Here is a 17261-nt window from a genome sequence, read left to right as displayed (position 1 = left end):
GCCCCTGCCGCCGCCTCGCCCGCCCCGGCCCCCGCCCAGGCGCCGCGCGCGCCGAGTTCCGCCGAGGACGCCGCCCGCGAGGAGCGCGTCAAGATGACCCGCCTGCGCGCCACCATCGCCCGCCGGCTCAAGGACGCGCAGAACACCGCCGCGATGCTGACCACCTATAACGAGGTGGACATGAAGGGCATCATGGACCTGCGCAACACCTACAAGGACCAGTTCGAGAAGAAGCACAAGGTCAAGCTGGGCTTCATGTCCTTCTTCGTGAAGGCCTGCTGCCACGCGCTGAAGGAAGTGCCCGAGGTCAATGCCGAGATCGACGGCGGCGACGTGGTCTACAAGAACTTCGTCCACATGGGCGTGGCGGTGGGCACGCCGAACGGCCTGGTGGTCCCGGTGGTGCGCGACGCCGACCAGAAGAGCTTCGCCCGGATCGAGAAGGAGATCGCCGAGTTGGGCCTGCGCGCCCGCGACGGCAAGCTGACCATGGCGGAAATGCAGGGCGGCACCTTCACCATCTCGAACGGCGGCGTCTATGGCTCGCTGATGTCCTCGCCGATCCTGAACCCGCCGCAATCGGGCATCCTGGGCATGCACAAGATCCAGGACCGCCCCGTGGTGGTGGACGGGCAGATCGTCATCCGGCCGATGATGTATCTGGCGCTGAGCTACGACCACCGCATCGTCGACGGCAAGGGCGCCGTGACCTTCCTGGTCCGCGTCAAGGAAGCGCTGGAGGATCCGCGCCGCCTGCTGATGGATCTGTGATCCCTGCCTTCCGGGGGCGGCAGGCCCGCCCCCGGCCAGCCCAAGGCGCCGCGCAACTCTTTCCGGCCTGTTCCCGTTGACCCGCACGGGGCCGCCTTGCCGCTCATCCCGACGGGAAGCCGGGCCGAAACGGAGGAGTCTTCCATGACCCAGATGATCGCCCATTACAGCATCGCCGATTACGCCCGCTTCCGCGCCGCCTTCGACGCGGATGCCGAGGATCGCGGCAATAACGGCCTGTCGCTGCTGCAACTGTGGCGCGAAAGCGACCAGAGCGCCTGGGCGCTGTTCCAGGTCGGGGACGCGGCCGCCGCGAAGGCTTACCTGGAAGGCGCCGCGGGCGTCTTCAACAGCCAGGCCGGCGTCTCGGCCACCGCATTCCATTTCGTCGAGACCGCCTGATGGCCGCCGAGACCACCGCCCTGGCGCTGGCCGCGCTGCTGCAAGCCGTGCAGATCGGCCTGGCCGCCGCCTCGATGAACCGCGATGTCGGCGCGAAGTGGAACGCCAGCCCGCGCGACCGCCAGCCCGAGTTTTCCGCCCTGACCGGCCGCCTGCGCCGCGCCGTGGACAACCATTTCGAGGGGCTGATCCTCTTTACCATCGCCGTCGTGCTGGTAGTGCTTTCGGATGCCGGCTCGGCCCTGACCGTGCTTTGCGCCTGGAGCTACCTGCTGGCGCGGCTGCTTTATGTTCCCGCCTATGCCTATGGCTGGTCGCCCTGGCGCTCGGTCATCTGGGGGGTGGGGTTCGTCGCCACGCTGACGATGATCCTGATCGCCTTATTCACCTGAATCGAACGGGCGGCACCGCGAAAGGCGCCGCGAACTGCAAGGAGACCCGAATGTCCACCTATGACCTGATCGTGATCGGCGCCGGTCCCGGCGGCTATGTCTGTGCGATCCGCGCCGCCCAGCTGGGCCTGAAGGTCGCCTGCGTCGAGGGGCGCGAGACGCTGGGCGGAACCTGCCTGAACGTCGGCTGCATCCCCTCCAAGGCGCTGCTGCATGCCAGCCACATGCTGCACGAAACCCACGAGAACTTCGAAAAGATGGGCCTGATGGGCGCCAAGCCCAAGGTCGATTGGGAAAAGATGCAGGGCTACAAGGCCGAAACGGTCGCCGGCAACACCAAGGGCATCGAGTTCCTGTTCAAGAAGAACAAGATCGACTGGCTCAAGGGCTGGGCCAGCATCGAGGCGCCCGGCAAGGTCAAGGTCGGCGACCAGATCCATGAGACGAAGAACATCGTCATCGCCTCGGGCTCGGAACCGGCCAGCCTGAAGGGGGTCGAGGTCGACAACGCCGCCGGCGTGGTGGTCGATTCGACCGGCGCCCTGTCCCTGCCCAAGATTCCCAAGTCGATGGTGGTGATCGGCGCCGGGGTGATCGGGCTGGAGCTGGGCTCGGCCTATGCCCGCCTGGGGGCCGAGGTGACGGTGGTCGAGTTCCTGGACGCCATCACCCCCGGCATGGACGGCGAGGTGCAAAAGCAGTTCCAGAAGATCCTGGCCAAGCAGGGGCTGAAATTCGTCCTCGGCGCCGCAGTGTCCGAGGTCGAGGTCGAAAAGGGCAAGGCCGAAGTCACATACAAGCTGCGCAAGGACGACAGCGAGCATGAGATCAAGGCCGAATGCGTGCTGGTCGCCACCGGCCGCCGCCCCTATGTCGCCGGGCTTGGCCTCGACAAGGTCGGCGTCGCGCTGACCGACCGCGGCTTCGTCCAGATCGACGAGCATTGGCAGACCAGCGTCAAGGGCATCTATGCCATCGGCGACGCGGTGCCCGGCCCGATGCTGGCCCACAAGGCCGAGGACGAGGGCATGGCGGTGGCCGAAGTCATCGCCGGCAAGCATGGCCATGTGAACTACGACGTGATCCCCGGCGTGATCTATACCACGCCCGAGGTCGCCTCGGTCGGCCTGACCGAGGAAGCCGCAAAGGAAAGCGGCCGCAAGGTCAAGGTCGGCAAGTTCCCCTTCATGGGCAATGCCCGCGCCAAGGCCCTGTTCCAGGCCGAGGGCTTCGTCAAGATGATCGCCGATGCCGAGACCGACCGGGTGCTGGGCTGCCACATCATCGGCCCGAACGCCGGCGAGATGATCCACGAGGTCTGCGTGGCGATGGAATTCGGCGCCTCGGCCCAGGACATCGCGCTGACCTGCCACGCGCATCCGACCTGCTCGGAAGCGGTGCGCGAGGCCGCCCTGGCCTGCGGCGACGGCGCGATCCACGCCTGATCGGCGGATCGCCACCGAAACCGCCGCTGCGCTGCGGCGGGTTTCCGCCGACGGACCGCCCCTGAACCGGGCGGTCCTTTCTTTTGATTTCCCCGACTCTGGCAGCTGCGGCTAATCCCTTGGTCAATGAAAAGACAAGGGGCAGTCATGAAATCCATTATCGGACTGTTGGCGCTGGCCGGCACGCTGGCCGTCGGCGCCTGCGGCGACAACCGGGTCGATCCCGACCGCCGCTATCTGGTCGAACCCCGCGCCTCGGCGGCCCAGGTCGCCGCGCTGCACCCCAACGAGACGCTGGAACTGCGCCGGCTGATCAACAAATACGCCGCGGAATACGACGTGCCGGTGGACCTGGTGCATCGCGTCATCATCCGCGAATCGACCCATCGGCCGGGCGCCCGCAACGGCCCCTATTACGGGCTGATGCAGATCCTGCCCGCCACCGCGCGCGGCATGGGCTATCGCGGCCAGCCCGCCGGGCTGCTGGATGCCGAGACGAACCTGAAGTACGGCGTCAAATACCTCCGCGGCGCCTATATGGTCGCCGACGGCAACAAGGACGCCGCGGTGAAATGGTATTCCCGCGGCTATTACTACGAGGCCAAGCGCAAGGGCCTGCTGCAAGCCACCGGCCTGCGCTGAGGCGAGGGACAGAAGATCGCGGGGGCGGCCTTCGGGCCGCCCCTTGCATTACAGCTTGCGGTTGTAGCGAATGAAGGGCGACTTCTGCCCCACCCGGTCATAGAGCATCCGCCCCGGATAATTGTCCTCGGCCGTCAGCCAGTAGACGGCGGGAATGCCGGCGCGATCGGCCTCGGCATAGACGCCCTCGATCAGGGCGCGGGCGATGCCGCGGCCGCGGGCCTCGGGGGCGGTGAACAGATCCTGCAGATAGCAGACCCCCTCGTCGCGCCACAGGTTCGGGTGAAAGACGTAATGCGTCAGGCCCAGCAGCCGGCCGTCCGCCTCGGCCACCAGCCCGTGAAAATCGCGCGGATCGCGTGCCATCAGCCTGCCAAAGGCGCGGTCGTAAAACGAGGGCGGCCGGTCCGCGAAACCGTAGAAGGCCTGGTAGCCCTCATAAAGCCGCTGCCAGCCCTTGCGGTCATCGGGACGCAGGGCGCGGATCATCGCTGCCGCCGCGCCATGAAGGCCAGCCGCTCGAACAGCGCCACGTCCTGCTCGTTCTTCAGCAGCGCGCCATGCAGCTTGGGCAGCATCTCGCCGGCGGGGCGGCGCAGATCCTCGGGCGCCAGATCCTCGGCCAGGATCAGCTTGAGCCAGTCCAGGAGTTCGCTGGTCGAGGGCTTCTTCTTCAGCCCCTGCACCTCGCGCAGTTCCAGGAACTGGCTCAGCGCCTCATCGAGCAGCCGCGGCTTCAGTCCCGGATAATGCACGTCGACGATGCGCTTCAGCGTCTCGGCATCGGGAAAGCGGATGTAGTGGAAGAAGCAGCGGCGCAGGAAGGCGTCGGGCAGCTCCTTTTCGTTGTTCGAGGTGATGATGACAACGGGCCGGTGCCGCGCCCGCACCATCTCGCCGGTCTCGTAGACATGGAACTCCATGCGGTCGAGTTCCTGCAGCAGGTCGTTCGGAAACTCGATGTCGGCCTTGTCGATCTCGTCGATCAGCAGCACCACCTTGCCGGGCGCCTCGAAGGCCTGCCACAGCTTGCCCTTGCGGATGTAGTTCGAAATGTCGTGAACCCGCGCCTCGCCCAGCTGGCTGTCGCGCAGCCGCGACACGGCGTCGTATTCGTAAAGCCCCTGCTGCGCGCGGGTGGTCGATTTCACGTTCCATTCGACGATGGGCAGGTCCAGGCTGGCCGCGACCTGGCGCGCCAGTTCGGTCTTGCCGGTGCCCGGCTCGCCCTTGACCAGCAGCGGGCGCTCCAGCGTGATCGCCGCGTTCACGGCCATGGCCAGGTCGGCAGGAGCCACATAGGTTTCGGTCGATGAAAACTGCATTCGCCTGTCCTTTGCGCAATCTGCGCGACCCTAGCCAGCACCCGCCGGCTTCGCAAGCCGCCGAGGAAAACCTGTCGGAATGGGCTAGTGACAATTGGTCTGCCATACTTTATGCGGGCGCCAAGGATCGGGCATCCAGTCGCCCGGCTCCCGGAGGAACGATGAAAGCCCAGACCTTTCTGCCCGAAGATTATCGCCCCGCCGAAGACGAACCTTTCATGAATGAACGGCAACTGGAGTATTTCCGCCGCAAGCTGATCGCATGGAAGCAGGAACTTCTGGACCAATCCGCGGAAACGCTGGAAGGTCTTCAGGACAGCGCCCGCAACGTGCCGGACCTGGCCGACCGCGCCTCCGAGGAAACCGACCGCTCGCTGGAACTGCGCACCCGCGACCGCCAGCGCAAGCTGGTGACCAAGATCGACGCCGCGCTGCGCCGCATCGAGACCGGCGAATACGGCTATTGCGAAATGACCGGCGAGCCGATCAGCCTCAAGCGGCTGGACGCGCGCCCCATCGCCACCATGACGCTGGAAGCGCAGGAACGCCACGAACGGCGCGAGCGCGTGCATCGCGACGACTGACCCGCCGGCCCCTTCGGGGGCCGCTTTCGCAGCCAAGGGCGCCATGTCCGGCCTGAAGCATCACCCCGTCACCATCATCGGCGCAGGCGTGGCCGGCCTGACCGCGGCCTGCGCCCTGGCGCAGCGCGGGGCAGAGGTCACGGTGCTGGAACGCGCCGGCGCCCTGCGCGAGGTGGGCGCAGGCTTGCAGATCTCGCCCAATGCCTGCCGGGTCCTTGCGGCGCTGGGGCTCGAATCGCGGTTCCGGGCGATCTCGCTGCCCTCCGAACGGGTCGAGCTGCGCGATTCGACCGGCCGCATGGTGGCGCGGCTGGACCTGGCGCGGCATCGCCCCGGAGATCCGTTCCGCCTCGTGCATCGCGCGCGGCTGGTCGCCCTGCTGGAAGAGGCCGCGCGCGAAGCCGGCGCCCGCATCGAACTGGGCCATGACGTCGCCGAACTGCCCGAGGTGCCGCTGCTGATCGGTGCGGACGGGGTGAAAAGCCGCCTGCGCGCGGTGCTGAACGGCCCCGAAACCCCCTTCTTCACCGGCCAGACCGCCTGGCGCGCGCTGATCCCGGCCGAACCCGATGCCGCGCCGGTGGCGCAGGTCTTCATGGGACCGGGCCGGCACCTGGTCAGCTATCCGCTGGGCCAGGGCCAGCGCAATATCGTCGCCGTGGTCGAACGGCCGGACTGGCAGGAGGAAGGCTGGTCCATCCTCGGCGAGCCCTCCGAGCTGCGCGCCGCCTTCGCCCGCTTCGGCGGCCCGGTGCCCGGCTGGCTGGACCGGGTCGAGCAGGTCGGCATCTGGGGCCTCTTCCGCCACCCGGTCGCCGCGCATTGGCAGGACGGCCGGCGGGCGCTGATCGGCGACGCGGCCCATCCCACCCTGCCCTTCATGGCGCAGGGCGCGGTCATGGCGATCGAGGATGCCTGGGTGCTGGCCGCCTGCCTCGACGCGGGCCCGGACCAGGAAGCCGCGCTGGCGCGGTTCCAGACGCTGCGCCAGCCGCGCTGCCGACGCATCGTCGAGGCGGCCAATGCCAATGCCCGCAACTATCACCTGCGCGGCCCGACCCGCGCGGTCGCCCATGCCGGGCTGCGCGCCGTCTCGCGCCTCGCCCCGACCCGGCTGATCGAGCGCTTCGCCTGGCTCTACGACCACGACCCGACGGCCCTTTAGCCGGGCACCCGAACTTCTCTGTTCCCCAAATACCCATACGGCAGCGACGCCGGCACGGTCGCATGGGTATTTGGGGAACAGAGAAAATGCCGGGCCGCGCCCCCATGGCGCGCCCAGGCCTGTTTCACGGTTTCTCAAATACTCCCGCCGACGCCGCCACCAAGGCGATGGCGCAGACGGTCAGGCGGCCCTCTCGACCGCCGCGACGATGTTCTCGACCACCTCACGCAGCACGGTCTCGTCCTCGGCCTCGGCCATGACCCGGATCAAGGGCTCGGTGCCGGACTTGCGGATCAGCACCCGGCCGCAGCCGTTCAGCCGCGCCTCGGCCCGCGCGATCTCGGCCTGGACGCTATCCTGGGACAGCGGATCGGCACCCTGGGCATAGCGCACGTTCTTGAGGAGTTGCGGCACCGGCTCGAACTGCGCCACCAGGTCCGAGGCGCGCCAGCCGCTGTCCGCCAGCGCCGCCAGGAATTGCAAGCTGGCGATCAGCCCGTCGCCGGTGGTGGCGTAGTCGGTCATCACGATATGGCCCGACTGCTCGCCGCCCAGGTTGAAGCCTGCGCCGCGCATCCGCTCGACCACGTAGCGGTCGCCGACGGCGGTGCGCTCCAGCCGCAGCCCGCGGCTTTGCAGGAAGCGTTCGAGCCCCAGGTTCGACATCACCGTCGCCACCAGCGCGCCGCCGCGCAGCCGGCCCTGCGCCGCCCAGCGGTCGGCCAGCAGCGCCATGATCTGGTCGCCATCCGCCACCTGGCCCTTTTCGTCCACGATCATCACCCGGTCGGCATCGCCGTCCAGGCTGATGCCCATGTCGGCGCCATGTTCCAGCACCGCGCGGGCGCAGGCCTCGGGATGGGTCGAGCCCAGCCCGTCGTTGATATTGTGCCCGTTGGGGGAAACCCCCAGCGGGATCACCTCGGCGCCCAGTTCCCACAGCACGTCCGGCGCGGCGCGATAGGCGGCACCGTTGGCGCAATCCACCACCACCTTCAGCCCCTCAAGCCGCTGGCCCGAGGGGAAGGTGGTCTTGGCATATTCGACATAGCGCCCGCGCCCGTCGTCGATGCGCTTGGCGCGGCCGATGTTCTGCGGCTGGGCCGGGACGATCTCGCCCGCGACGATGGATTCGATCTCGGCCTCGGCCTCGTCGGACAGCTTGAAGCCGTCGGGGCCGAAGAACTTGATGCCGTTGTCCTGCGCCGGGTTGTGGCTGGCCGAGATCATGATGCCGACATCCGCCCGCATGGACCGCGTCAGATAGCCCACCGCCGGCGTCGGCACCGGGCCCAGGAGCAGCACGTTCATGCCGGTCGAGGTCAGCCCCGCCGTCAGCGCGTTTTCCAGCATGTAGCCCGACAGGCGCGTGTCCTTGCCGATGACGACGCGGTGGTGATCCTCGCCGTTGCGGCGGAAATAGCGGCCGGCGGCGGCACCCAGGCGCAGCGCCATCTCGGCCGTCATCGGATGGGTATTGGCGCGGCCCCGGACGCCGTCGGTGCCGAAAAGTTTCCTGCTCATCTTGCCCCGCTCATCTTGTCTATATGGTCACGGCCCGCCAGAGGGCGAGGCCCTGCCTTGTTTCTGCCACGTCATGGACGCGGTGGATCTGTATGCCCTGCGCGATCCCGTAGAGTGTCACCGCCAGCGTCCCCGGCACCCGGTCCGCCGGCCGCTCGGCCCCGCCGATGCCGCCGATGAACCGCTTGCGCGACACGCCCAGCAGCACGGCGCAGCCCAGCCCGTGATAGACCGAGATCCGCCGCAGGATGGCCAGATTATGCTCTTGCGTCTTGCCGAAACCAATGCCCGGATCGATCACGATCCTGTCGCGCGGGATGCCCGCCGCCTCGGCCCGCGCGATGCGCTCGGCCAGCGCGTCATAGACGTCCAGCAGCACGTCGCCATAGCTCGGGTTGTCCTGCATCGTCTCGGGGATGCCCTGGGCGTGCATCAGGCAGACCGGCACGCCCGCCGCGGCCACCGTCCCGGCCATGGCCGGGTCGAAGTCGAAGCCCGAGACATCGTTGACCAGCCCCGCCCCGGCTGCGATGGCGGCCCGCGCCACCTCGGCCTTGCGGGTATCGACCGAGATCGCCGCCAGGCCACAGCCCGCAGCGATGGCGGGGGCGAGGCGGGCGATTTCCTCGGCCACCGGCACCTCGCGCGCGCCGGGCCGGGTCGATTCGCCGCCGATGTCCAGGATCTCGGCCCCCTGTGCGGCCAGCAGCCGCGCCTGCTCGGCCCCGTCATAGGCGCCACCGTCCGAGAAGCTGTCGGGCGTGGCATTGACGATGCCCATGATGCGCGGCCGGTCCAGGGACAGGCCCAGCAGCGGCGCGCGGGGCGCGGTCAGCGCCGCCAGCACCGCATCCGGGGCGCTGTCCACCACGCGCGGCGCCTCGCCGCGGCGCAAAAGCTCGCATTGCGAGAAACGCACCCAGCCGCCGGCCAGCTGCCAGCGGCCCGTCTCAGATGGGATGGGGCGGAAGTAATCGGTCATGCCTTGCGTCTCTACGCCGGCGCACGGCCGATTCAAGCACGAAGATCAAAGACGTGCGGTCGGAATGCAAAAACCTGCCGGCAACGCCGGCTGGGCGGCGCCCTCGGGCAGCGCCCAGTCGAGGCGGCTTGCCCCCAGCCGCTCGGCCAGCCACAGCGCAAGCGCCTGCGGCTCGGCCGCCAGCCCGGCCACGTCGCGCACCATGCGCGCGGGCGCCCAGACCACGGCGCGGCCTTCGGTCGCGGCCCAGTCCAGCTCAGTGCGGCTGTCGGCCACGGTCAGCCCCAGGCGGCCGGCCAAGGCCCAGGCGGCCTGGTCCAGCGCCAGCAGCGCGATCTCGCGCAGGTTGCCGCCCTGCGGCAGCGGCAGGCCCGGCGCATCGGGAACCAGCGCCACCGCGCCCTCGGGCAGGGCCAGGTCGCGGCCGTGAAAGACCACCCGGATCGGCGCCCGGACCTGGTCGGCCTCGACCCGCGCCTGGCGGCGCACCAGCGTCACCCCCAGCGCGCCGGGGATGCGGTCCAGCTTCTCGACCGTGACCGAGACCTGCGCCGCGCGCGGATGCGCCAGGATCTGCGCCGCGATCTTCTCGGCCAGCGTCTCGAGCAGGTCATAGCGGCGATCCGCCAGCCCGGCCGCCACGGCACCGGTCAGGATGTCATAGGAAAGGATCCGGTCCACCTCGTCGTTGACGCCGACGACATGGGTCGCCAGTTCCACGTCGATGTTGAAGCGCAGGCGCTGCGGCTGGCCGCGTTCGGTCTGGAACGCGCCGATCTCGGCCGAAAGGATATAGTCGCGCAGGTGGATACGGTCAGGCTGGTCCATGCCGCCCGTGTTTTCAGGAAAACGGCCCCGCCGCAAGGGACAGGGCCGCGCATGGCATGGCAGATTTGCGTCGCCGCCCTGGGTCGCCGCCTCAGTTCGAGGCCAGCCGGCGGTCCGAACGGTAGAAGGTATGGCTGCCGATCCGAATCGTGCGCTCGAACCGCTTGGACCAGGAGGGGCTGACGCCGCGGGCGTGGAAATAGGTCGCGCCGTTGGTCAGGGTGCGCGGCGCGCCGGCCAGGGCGGCCATGGCCACCCTTTGCACCCTGGCGTAGGTGCCCTTTTCGCGGATGCGGGCGTTCTTGTTATAGGTGAACTGGCCGCGCTGGTTCACCACGCCGCAGACGGTCTTGGGAAACCGCGGATGATCGACGCGGTTCAGGATCACCTCGGCCACGGCCTGCTGGCCCTGCACGCCCTCGCCGCGGGCCTCGAAATACAGCGCCTCGGACAGGCATTGCAGATCGGCGGGATTGATCTGGACGGTCGCCTGGCGCGTCGCGCGGCCGGACTTGGTTTCATAAGCGACCTGGTGCTTGCCGTCGGCCATGGCCGGAGTGGTTGCGACAGGGGAAAGGGCGACAGCCACACACACGGAAACGCGCGCCAGCCATGACTTGCTAATCGACATGTTGGTCCTGTTTTCGGTCCGGGCCCGGCCCGGTCTGGTTCGTCGGAAGGTCCGCCCGAGGGGTGCCCCGTGGGCGGCGGTCTGGCGTTAAAGGCCCGAAACAAGGCGGGCCGATCCAGCCCACATGGACGTGAGGGACGCGATTCGCTTGAAATCAAACGATTTTGGCGGAAACCCGCCGACGACAAAACGGCCAACGGGCAGATTCCGGCCAAAACCGGCTGGTCCTAGGACTCCGTCCCGGCCGCCGATTCCGCCTCTTCCCGGCCCATGAGAATCGATTCCTGCGCCGCGGCGAGCCGCGCCACCGGCACCCGGAAGGGCGAGCAGGAAACGTAGTTCACCCCGGCCCGCAGGCAGAAGGCGATGGATTCGGGGTTGCCGCCATGTTCGCCGCAGACCGAAATGGTGATGTCGGGCTTGTGGCTGCGGGCGCGCTCGGTGCCGATGGCGACCAGTTCGCCCACCCCGTCGCGGTCGAGGATGTGGAACGGATCCTCGGAATAGACGCCCTGGTTGACATAGGTGCCCATGAAGCGGCCGGCGTCGTCGCGCGACAGCCCATAGGTCATCTGCGTCAAGTCGTTGGTGCCAAAGGACAAGAAGGCCGAATGTTCCGCGATGTCGCCGGCGCGCAGCGCGGCGCGCGGCGTCTCGACCATCACGCCCAGGCGATAGGTGAAATCCTTGCGCGTCTCGTTCCTGACGGCGGCGGCGACCGCGTCGATGCGGTTCTTGACCAGCTCGACCTCGCGCCGGGCGCTGACCAGCGGGATCATGATCTCGGGCACCACCGGGTCGCCGTTGTGGCTGGCCTCGATGGTGGCCTCGAAGATGGCGCGGGCCTGCATGTCATAGATCTCGGGCACGGTGATGCCCAGCCGCACGCCGCGCATGCCCAGCATCGGGTTGAATTCCGACAGCGCCTCGACCCGGCGGGTCACGTCCGACAAGGGCAGATCCAGCGATTCGGCAAGTTCCCGCATGCCTTCGCGGTCATGTGGCAAAAATTCGTGCAGCGGCGGGTCGAACAGGCGGATGGTGACGGGCAGCCCGGCCATGATCTCGAACAGCGCCGCGAAATCGCTGCGCTGCATCGGCAAGAGGCGTTCCAGCGACAGGCGCCGGTCCTCGGGCTTGCCGGCGAAGATCATCTCGCGCATGGCCGGCAGGCGCTCGTCGTCGAAGAACATGTGCTCGGTGCGGCACAGGCCGATGCCCTGGGCGTTGAACATGCGGGCGGTGCGGGCGTCCTCGGGCGTGTCGGCATTGGCGCGGATCCTGATGCGGCAATGCGCGTCGGCCCATTCCAGAAGCTGGGTGAAGCTTTCGTCCAGCGCCGGCTCCAGCATCTCGGCGGCGCCGGCCAGCACCTCGCCCGAGGTGCCGTCGATGGTGATCTCCTCGCCCTCGTGGAACAGCCTTCCGCCGACCAGCATGGTGCGGGCGCGGGTGTCGATCGAGATGCCGCTGGCGCCGACGATGCAGGGCAGGCCGATGCCGCGGGCGATCACCGCGGCATGGCTGGTCATGCCGCCGCGCTCGGTCAGCACGGCGACGGCGGCATGCATGCCGCGGATGTCCTCGGGCACGGTCTCGCGGCGCACCAGCACGCAGCGCTCGCCCCGCGCCTCGGAGGCCTGGGCGGCGGCGGCGGTAAAGACCATGCGCCCGGTGGCGGCGCCGGGGCTGGCATTGATGCCGCGGGCGATCACGTCGCGGGGCGCGCGCGGATCGACCTGGTGGTGCAGCAGGTCCGACAGGGCCCGCGGCTCGACCCGCATCACCGCCTCTTCGGCCGGGATGATGCCGTCGCGGGCCAGCGCCACGGCGATTCGCACGCTGGCGCGCGAGCTGCGGCTGACCCGCACCGCGTCGATGATCGCAAGCCGGCTGTCCGAGACGACGAATTCGATCTGCATCTCTTCGCGCAGGCGTTCGCGGGCGGCGACGCCGAAGCGGACCAGATCGGCAAAGACCTCGGGCGCCGCTTCCTCCAGCGAGGGGCCGCGCGGGTCGCGGGTCAGGTAGAGCGTCTCGGCCCCCTCGCCCTTGGAGCGGCCCTGGGTCTGGCCGCGGAACCGGCCGGTCAGGCGCGGCGCGCCGGTCACGCTGTCGATGAACTGGATGGTGCCCGAGCCGGTGACGCCCGGCCCGATGGCCAGCGCCATGTCCTGCACCACCAGCCCCAGCGGCGCATTGGCCGGCGCGCCCTTGGCCTGGCGCAGAAGCCGCGCAGTCGGCCCGTCCCAGGCGCGCGCCATGCTGCGCAGCACCTCGGCCAGCTGCCGGGTCGGATCTTGGGGGAATTCCTCGTCGGTCTCGTCCTCATAGGCGCGCAGGGCGGCGGCAAGCCCGCCCTCGCTGTCCGAGAACATGTCGGGGTCCAGCCTTGCGACATGGATGGCATAGGATTGCACGAAGCCCAGGTAGATCGCATCCGCCGCCGCCTGGCCGCGGCTTTTCACCAGCCGGGCGTGGCATTCGTGGTTGATGCCCACGTTCAGCACCGTGCCCGGCCCGCCCCAGGCCGGGTTCATCGCCGAGGGCCGCACGCTGACCAGCCCGTCGGCGCGCTCGATGATGGCGGCAAGACGGGCGCGGTCGGGCATCTGGCCGGCGGCGATGGCGCGCACCGCCTCGGCCGACAGCGCGAAGCTGGTCGGCACCGGCAGTTCCATGCGGATCAGGCGCTGCAGGCATTTCGCGCGCCAGCCGTGGCGTGCGGTCTGGATCCCCGCCGAGGGGGTGATTTCGACGATGGCACCTAGGTCTGTCAGCGCGGTCATGATGCCGTCACATTAGGCATGGCCGGCGCATTGCTGCAAGTGCGAAGAACAGCAGGTGGTGCGGCGGGCCGGGGGGCTCTGCCCCCCGCGCCTCCTGCGCCCCTCGACGGGGCGCCGGAGGCGCTCCCCCCGGAGTATTTTTGCAACGGAGAAAAGGGGGTCAGCCCTCGATCCGGCCGAAATCCGCGACCAGCCGGCCGGCCTCGCGGATGCGCGAGAGCAGGTTCAGCCGGTTGCGGCGGGTGATCTGGTTGTCGGTGTTGATCTGCACCGCCTCGAAGAAGGCGTCGATGGGCGCGCGCAGGCTGGCGATGCCCTGGGTCGCGGCCTGGAAATCCTCGAGCCGCACCGCCTCGCGGATCGCCGGTTCCGCCTTGTCGAGGGCGGCGAACAGGCTGCGTTCCTCGTCGGTCTCGGCGAATTTCGGATCGGCGCCGAAGCTGTATTCGACGCCGTCCTTCTCTTCGGCCTGGGCGAGGATGTTGCCGGCGCGCTTGAGCCCCTGCAGCAGGTTGGTGCCGTCCGCAGTCTTGAGCACGTCGTTCAGCGCGGTGGCGCGGTTGACCAGCAGCACGAGGTCGTCGCTGCCGGGCATCGCCAGCACGGCGTCGATGATGTCGTGGCGGATGCCCTGGTCGCGCAGGTGGACTTTCAGGCGGTCGTGGAAGAAGGCGAGAAGGTCAGAGGCTTTATCGGCTGCCCGCTGATTAAGCCGCTCTTCCACAGCAAGACCGCCTCTTTCCTCCTGGCTTTCAAAGATAGGGTGCAGTTGCGTTTCTAACTTTTCAGAAAGTAGCTTGAGCAGCCCAACCCTCACCCCGTTCACCAGCACCAGCCGGATCACCCCCAGCGCGGCGCGGCGCAGCGCGAAGGGGTCTTTCGAGCCGGTGGGCTTTTCGTCGATGGCCCAGAAGCCGGTCAGCGTGTCGAGCTTGTCGGCCAGCGCCACCGCCACCGACACCGGCGCCGAGGGCACCGCGTCCGAGGGGCCGAGCGGCGAGTAATGGTCGCGGGCGGCGTCGGCCACCGGCTCGGGCAGGCCGGCCGCCAGCGCGTAATAGCGGCCCATGGTGCCCTGCAGTTCCGGGAACTCGCCCACCATGGCCGAGCGCAGGTCGAGCTTGGCCACCCTGGCCGCCTGTTCCGCCTGGTCCGGGTCGGCACCGACCAGCGGCGCGATCTCGCGCGCCAGCGCCGCGATGCGGGCGATGCGGTCGGCCTGGCTACCGAGCTTGCTCTGGAACGTCACCGAACGCAGCCCCTCGGCCCAGTCCTGCATGCCCGCTTTCGCCTCGCGCAGGTCGTTGTCCCAGAAGAAGGCCGCGTCCGACAGCCGCGCCGCCAGCACGCGCTGGTTGCCTTTCAGGATCGTCTCGCCATGGTCGGGGGTTTCGATATTCGCCACGGTGACGAAGCCCTCGATGCGGCCGGTCTTGGGATTGCGGGCCGAGAAGAACTTCTGGTGTTCCTTCATCGAGGTTTGCAGCACCTCGGGCGGCAGGGACAGGAAACGGTCCTCGATGGCGCCCATCAGGGCCACCGGCCATTCGACCAGGCCCGCGACCTCGGAAAGCAGGCCCTCGTCCGGCACGATCTCCCAGCCGCGGGCGAAGGCGAGGTTCGCCGCCTCCTGCCGGATCGCCGCCTCGCGTTCGGCGGGGTCCAGCATGACGCGGGCGCGGCGCAGCTTGGCGGCGTAGTCCTCGAAGCCCGAGACGGTGATCTGATCCGGCGCCATGAAGCGGTGGCCGCGGGTGGTGGCACCGGCGCGGATGCCCTCGATCTCCAGCGGCACCACGCTGGCGCCGGATTCGTCCGAGAGCAGGCAGATGATCGAATGCAGCGGCCGCACCCAGCGCAGGGATCCCGCGCCCCAGCGCATCGACTTGGGCCAGGGAAAGTCGCGGATCGTGCGCTCCAGCACCTCGGCCACGATCTCGGCGGCGGGACGGCCGGGCTTGGCGACCACCGCGAACCAGACCTGGCCCTTCTTGTCGTCGCGCGCCTCCAGCTGCTCGCGGGTCAGGCCGGTCGAGCGCAGGAAGCCCTCCAGCGCCGCCTGGGGCGCGTCGGTGCGGGGGCCCTTGCGTTCCTCGCGCGTGGTCGGGCTTTCCGCGGTCAGCCCCTCGACGGCCAGCACCAGCCGGCGCGGGGTCGAGAAGGCGCCGGCCGAGCGATAGGTCAGGCCCGCCTCGACCAGCCCGTCGGTGACGCGCTTCTTCAGATCCTCGCGGGCGCGGGCCTGCATCCGCGCCGGGATCTCCTCCGAGAAAAGCTCGATCAGAAGGTCGGGCATCAGTCCATCACTCCGCGTTCGGGGGTCTTGTCGTTGAATTGGTGCCAGGCAAAGGCGCGGCCGTCGGGATAGACCACGATCACCCGGTCCACGTCGGGGCGGATCTCGGCCTGGCCCAGCACGGCGCGGGCCGCGCCCGATTCCAGGTCGGCGGTCAGCGCCCTGGCGGAATAGCACTTGAACCAGCCCGGCCCGTTCAGCGGCGTCGCACCGGCATAGGGCGCGGCATCGGCCAGCTCGGCCGGGTCCAGCGTGAAGCAGGCGCGATAGCGGATGGGCGAGCTTGTGGCGTCGATCGCCTTGAAGTCCGCGACCGCGACCGGATGGGTGGCGCCCTGCGCATCGGTGACGACGATGTCCTGCGCACCGCTGATCTCGTCCACCTGGTCGTAGAAGCCATAGACCTGCAGATACCAGACGGCCAGGCCGGCCATGACGGCCACCAGCACCAGCATCGAGGCGACGATCTTGCCCGAGCTCATGCCGCCTCTCCCCCTACCGCGCCAGCCGCCTCGGTGGTCACGAACAGGTCGGCGCAGCGTTTCGCCAGCGCCCGGACGCGGCCGATATAGGCCTGGCGCTCCGTGACCGAGATCACGCCGCGCGCATCGAGCAGGTTGAACAGGTGGCTGGCCTTGATCGCCTGGTCATAGGCCGGATGCGCCATCGGGATGCGCCGCCCGGCGCCGTCCGTGTCCGCGGCGGCCAGGATGCGGTCGCATTCCGCCTCGGCATCCTTGAAATGCTGCAGCAGCATGTCCGTATCGGCCTGTTCGAAGTTCCAGCGGGAATATTCGCGCTCGGCCTGGCGGAAGACGTCGCCGTAGCTCAGCGGGATCGGGCTGCCGGGCGGGTTGAAGGGCATGTCCATCACATGCTCGACCCCCAGCACATACATGGCCAGCCGCTCCAGCCCGTAGGTCAGCTCGCCCGAGACCGGGCGGCAGTCATGCCCGCCGACCTGCTGGAAATAGGTGAACTGGCTGACCTCCATGCCGTCGCACCAGACCTCCCAGCCCAGGCCCCAGGCGCCCAGCGTCGGGCTTTCCCAGTCGTCCTCGACGAAGCGCACGTCGTGGATCATCGGGTCCAGGCCGATGGCGGCAAGGCTGCCCAGGTAAAGCTCCTGCAGGTTCGGCGGCGAGGGTTTGATGATGACCTGATACTGGTAGTAGTGCTGCAACCGGTTCGGGTTCTCGCCATAGCGGCCGTCGGTCGGCCGGCGCGAGGGCTGGACATAGGCCGCGGCCCAGGGCCGGGCGCCAAGGCTGCGCAGCGTGGTCGCCGGGTGGAAGGTGCCGGCGCCGACCTCCATGTCATAGGGTTGCAGCACCGCGCAGCCCTGTGCGGCCCAATAGGATTGCAGGCGCAGGATCACGTCCTGGAAGCAGACGGGTTTCGCCGTCTGATTGTCCTTTGGGCTGGTCATCGGGGCTTCCTTCGGCATAACTGGCAGGAAATGTCTGCCGCCTTCTAGGCAGAGGG

General features: G+C 68.8%; 17 protein-coding genes. 7 read left to right on the top strand and 10 right to left on the bottom strand.

What is annotated here, in order from left to right; all coding sequences use genetic code 11:
- The 5 genes from odhB to FE811_RS15235 form a co-directional block, all read left to right on the top strand.
- A partial coding sequence (gene odhB / locus FE811_RS15255) for a 2-oxoglutarate dehydrogenase complex dihydrolipoyllysine-residue succinyltransferase (protein WP_140848055.1) occupies positions 1 to 771 on the top strand: 771 nt, incomplete at its 5' end.
- Positions 772 to 915: 144 nt separating this feature from the next.
- A complete protein-coding gene (locus FE811_RS15250) occupies positions 916 to 1173 on the top strand; it encodes a hypothetical protein (RefSeq protein ID WP_036750271.1) in 258 nt (85 codons plus the stop codon).
- Positions 1173 to 1565, top strand: a complete 393-nt coding sequence (locus FE811_RS15245; protein ID WP_036750274.1) for an MAPEG family protein — start codon at positions 1173 to 1175, stop codon at positions 1563 to 1565. The genes FE811_RS15250 and FE811_RS15245 overlap by 1 nt, the downstream gene beginning before the upstream one ends.
- A gap of 50 nt (positions 1566 to 1615) precedes the next feature.
- Positions 1616 to 3010: a dihydrolipoyl dehydrogenase gene (gene lpdA / locus FE811_RS15240; protein WP_036750277.1), complete on the top strand. Its 1395-nt coding sequence runs from the start codon at positions 1616 to 1618 to the stop codon at positions 3008 to 3010.
- A gap of 147 nt (positions 3011 to 3157) precedes the next feature.
- Positions 3158 to 3652: a lytic transglycosylase domain-containing protein gene (locus FE811_RS15235; RefSeq protein WP_116223028.1), complete on the top strand. Its 495-nt coding sequence runs from the start codon at positions 3158 to 3160 to the stop codon at positions 3650 to 3652.
- 48 nt (positions 3653 to 3700) lie between these two features.
- Here FE811_RS15235 and FE811_RS15230 read toward each other — a convergent pair whose 3' ends face one another.
- Together FE811_RS15230 and FE811_RS15225 are read right to left on the bottom strand one after the other, a co-directional pair.
- Positions 3701 to 4141, bottom strand: a complete 441-nt coding sequence (locus FE811_RS15230; protein ID WP_116223029.1) for a GNAT family N-acetyltransferase — start codon at positions 4139 to 4141, stop codon at positions 3701 to 3703.
- Complete coding sequence (locus tag FE811_RS15225; RefSeq protein WP_116223030.1) at positions 4138 to 4977, bottom strand: MoxR family ATPase; 840 nt, start codon at positions 4975 to 4977, stop codon at positions 4138 to 4140. Before FE811_RS15225 ends, FE811_RS15230 begins: the two co-directional genes overlap by 4 nt.
- 161 nt (positions 4978 to 5138) lie before the next feature.
- On the opposite strand from FE811_RS15225, the gene dksA reads away from it, so the two are divergent.
- Together dksA and FE811_RS15215 are read left to right on the top strand one after the other, a co-directional pair.
- The gene (dksA, locus tag FE811_RS15220; protein ID WP_036750287.1) at positions 5139 to 5561 is read left to right on the top strand and encodes an RNA polymerase-binding protein DksA; all 423 of its coding nucleotides are present in this window, start codon (positions 5139 to 5141) and stop codon (positions 5559 to 5561) included.
- Positions 5548 to 6726: an FAD-dependent oxidoreductase gene (locus FE811_RS15215; RefSeq protein ID WP_255469742.1), complete on the top strand. Its 1179-nt coding sequence runs from the start codon at positions 5548 to 5550 to the stop codon at positions 6724 to 6726. The genes dksA and FE811_RS15215 overlap by 14 nt, the downstream gene beginning before the upstream one ends.
- Positions 6727 to 6906: 180 nt before the next feature.
- Here FE811_RS15215 and glmM read toward each other — a convergent pair whose 3' ends face one another.
- The 8 genes from glmM to FE811_RS15175 form a co-directional block, all read right to left on the bottom strand.
- A complete protein-coding gene (glmM, locus tag FE811_RS15210; protein ID WP_116223031.1) occupies positions 6907 to 8250 on the bottom strand; it encodes a phosphoglucosamine mutase in 1344 nt (447 codons plus the stop codon).
- 19 nt (positions 8251 to 8269) lie between these two features.
- The gene (gene folP / locus FE811_RS15205; RefSeq protein WP_116223032.1) at positions 8270 to 9232 is read right to left on the bottom strand and encodes a dihydropteroate synthase; all 963 of its coding nucleotides are present in this window, start codon (positions 9230 to 9232) and stop codon (positions 8270 to 8272) included.
- Positions 9233 to 9277: 45 nt separating this feature from the next.
- The gene (locus FE811_RS15200) at positions 9278 to 10060 is read right to left on the bottom strand and encodes a dihydroneopterin aldolase (protein WP_116223033.1); all 783 of its coding nucleotides are present in this window, start codon (positions 10058 to 10060) and stop codon (positions 9278 to 9280) included.
- Between the two features lie 91 nt (positions 10061 to 10151).
- The gene (locus FE811_RS15195) at positions 10152 to 10610 is read right to left on the bottom strand and encodes a cell wall hydrolase (protein WP_240540279.1); all 459 of its coding nucleotides are present in this window, start codon (positions 10608 to 10610) and stop codon (positions 10152 to 10154) included.
- 308 nt (positions 10611 to 10918) lie between these two features.
- Positions 10919 to 13480 carry a putative PEP-binding protein gene (locus FE811_RS15190; protein ID WP_116223034.1) on the bottom strand — a complete coding sequence of 854 codons (2562 nt, stop codon included), beginning with the start codon at positions 13478 to 13480 and terminating at the stop codon, positions 10919 to 10921.
- Between the two features lie 160 nt (positions 13481 to 13640).
- A complete protein-coding gene (glyS, locus tag FE811_RS15185; RefSeq protein WP_116223035.1) occupies positions 13641 to 15776 on the bottom strand; it encodes a glycine--tRNA ligase subunit beta in 2136 nt (711 codons plus the stop codon).
- Positions 15776 to 16258 carry a DUF6446 family protein gene (locus FE811_RS15180; RefSeq protein WP_011746884.1) on the bottom strand — a complete coding sequence of 161 codons (483 nt, stop codon included), beginning with the start codon at positions 16256 to 16258 and terminating at the stop codon, positions 15776 to 15778. Before FE811_RS15180 ends, glyS begins: the two co-directional genes overlap by 1 nt.
- Positions 16255 to 17205, bottom strand: a complete 951-nt coding sequence (locus FE811_RS15175; RefSeq protein WP_036750389.1) for a glycine--tRNA ligase subunit alpha — start codon at positions 17203 to 17205, stop codon at positions 16255 to 16257. Before FE811_RS15175 ends, FE811_RS15180 begins: the two co-directional genes overlap by 4 nt.
- Positions 17206 to 17261: the final 56 nt, after the last annotated feature.

The sequence above is a fragment of the Paracoccus sp. FO-3 genome (assembly GCF_006386455.1).
Classification (GTDB): Bacteria; Pseudomonadota; Alphaproteobacteria; order Rhodobacterales; family Rhodobacteraceae; genus Paracoccus; species Paracoccus versutus.
The sequence above is the reverse complement of the archived record's forward strand: the minus strand, read 5'-3'. Positions and strand labels throughout refer to the sequence as shown.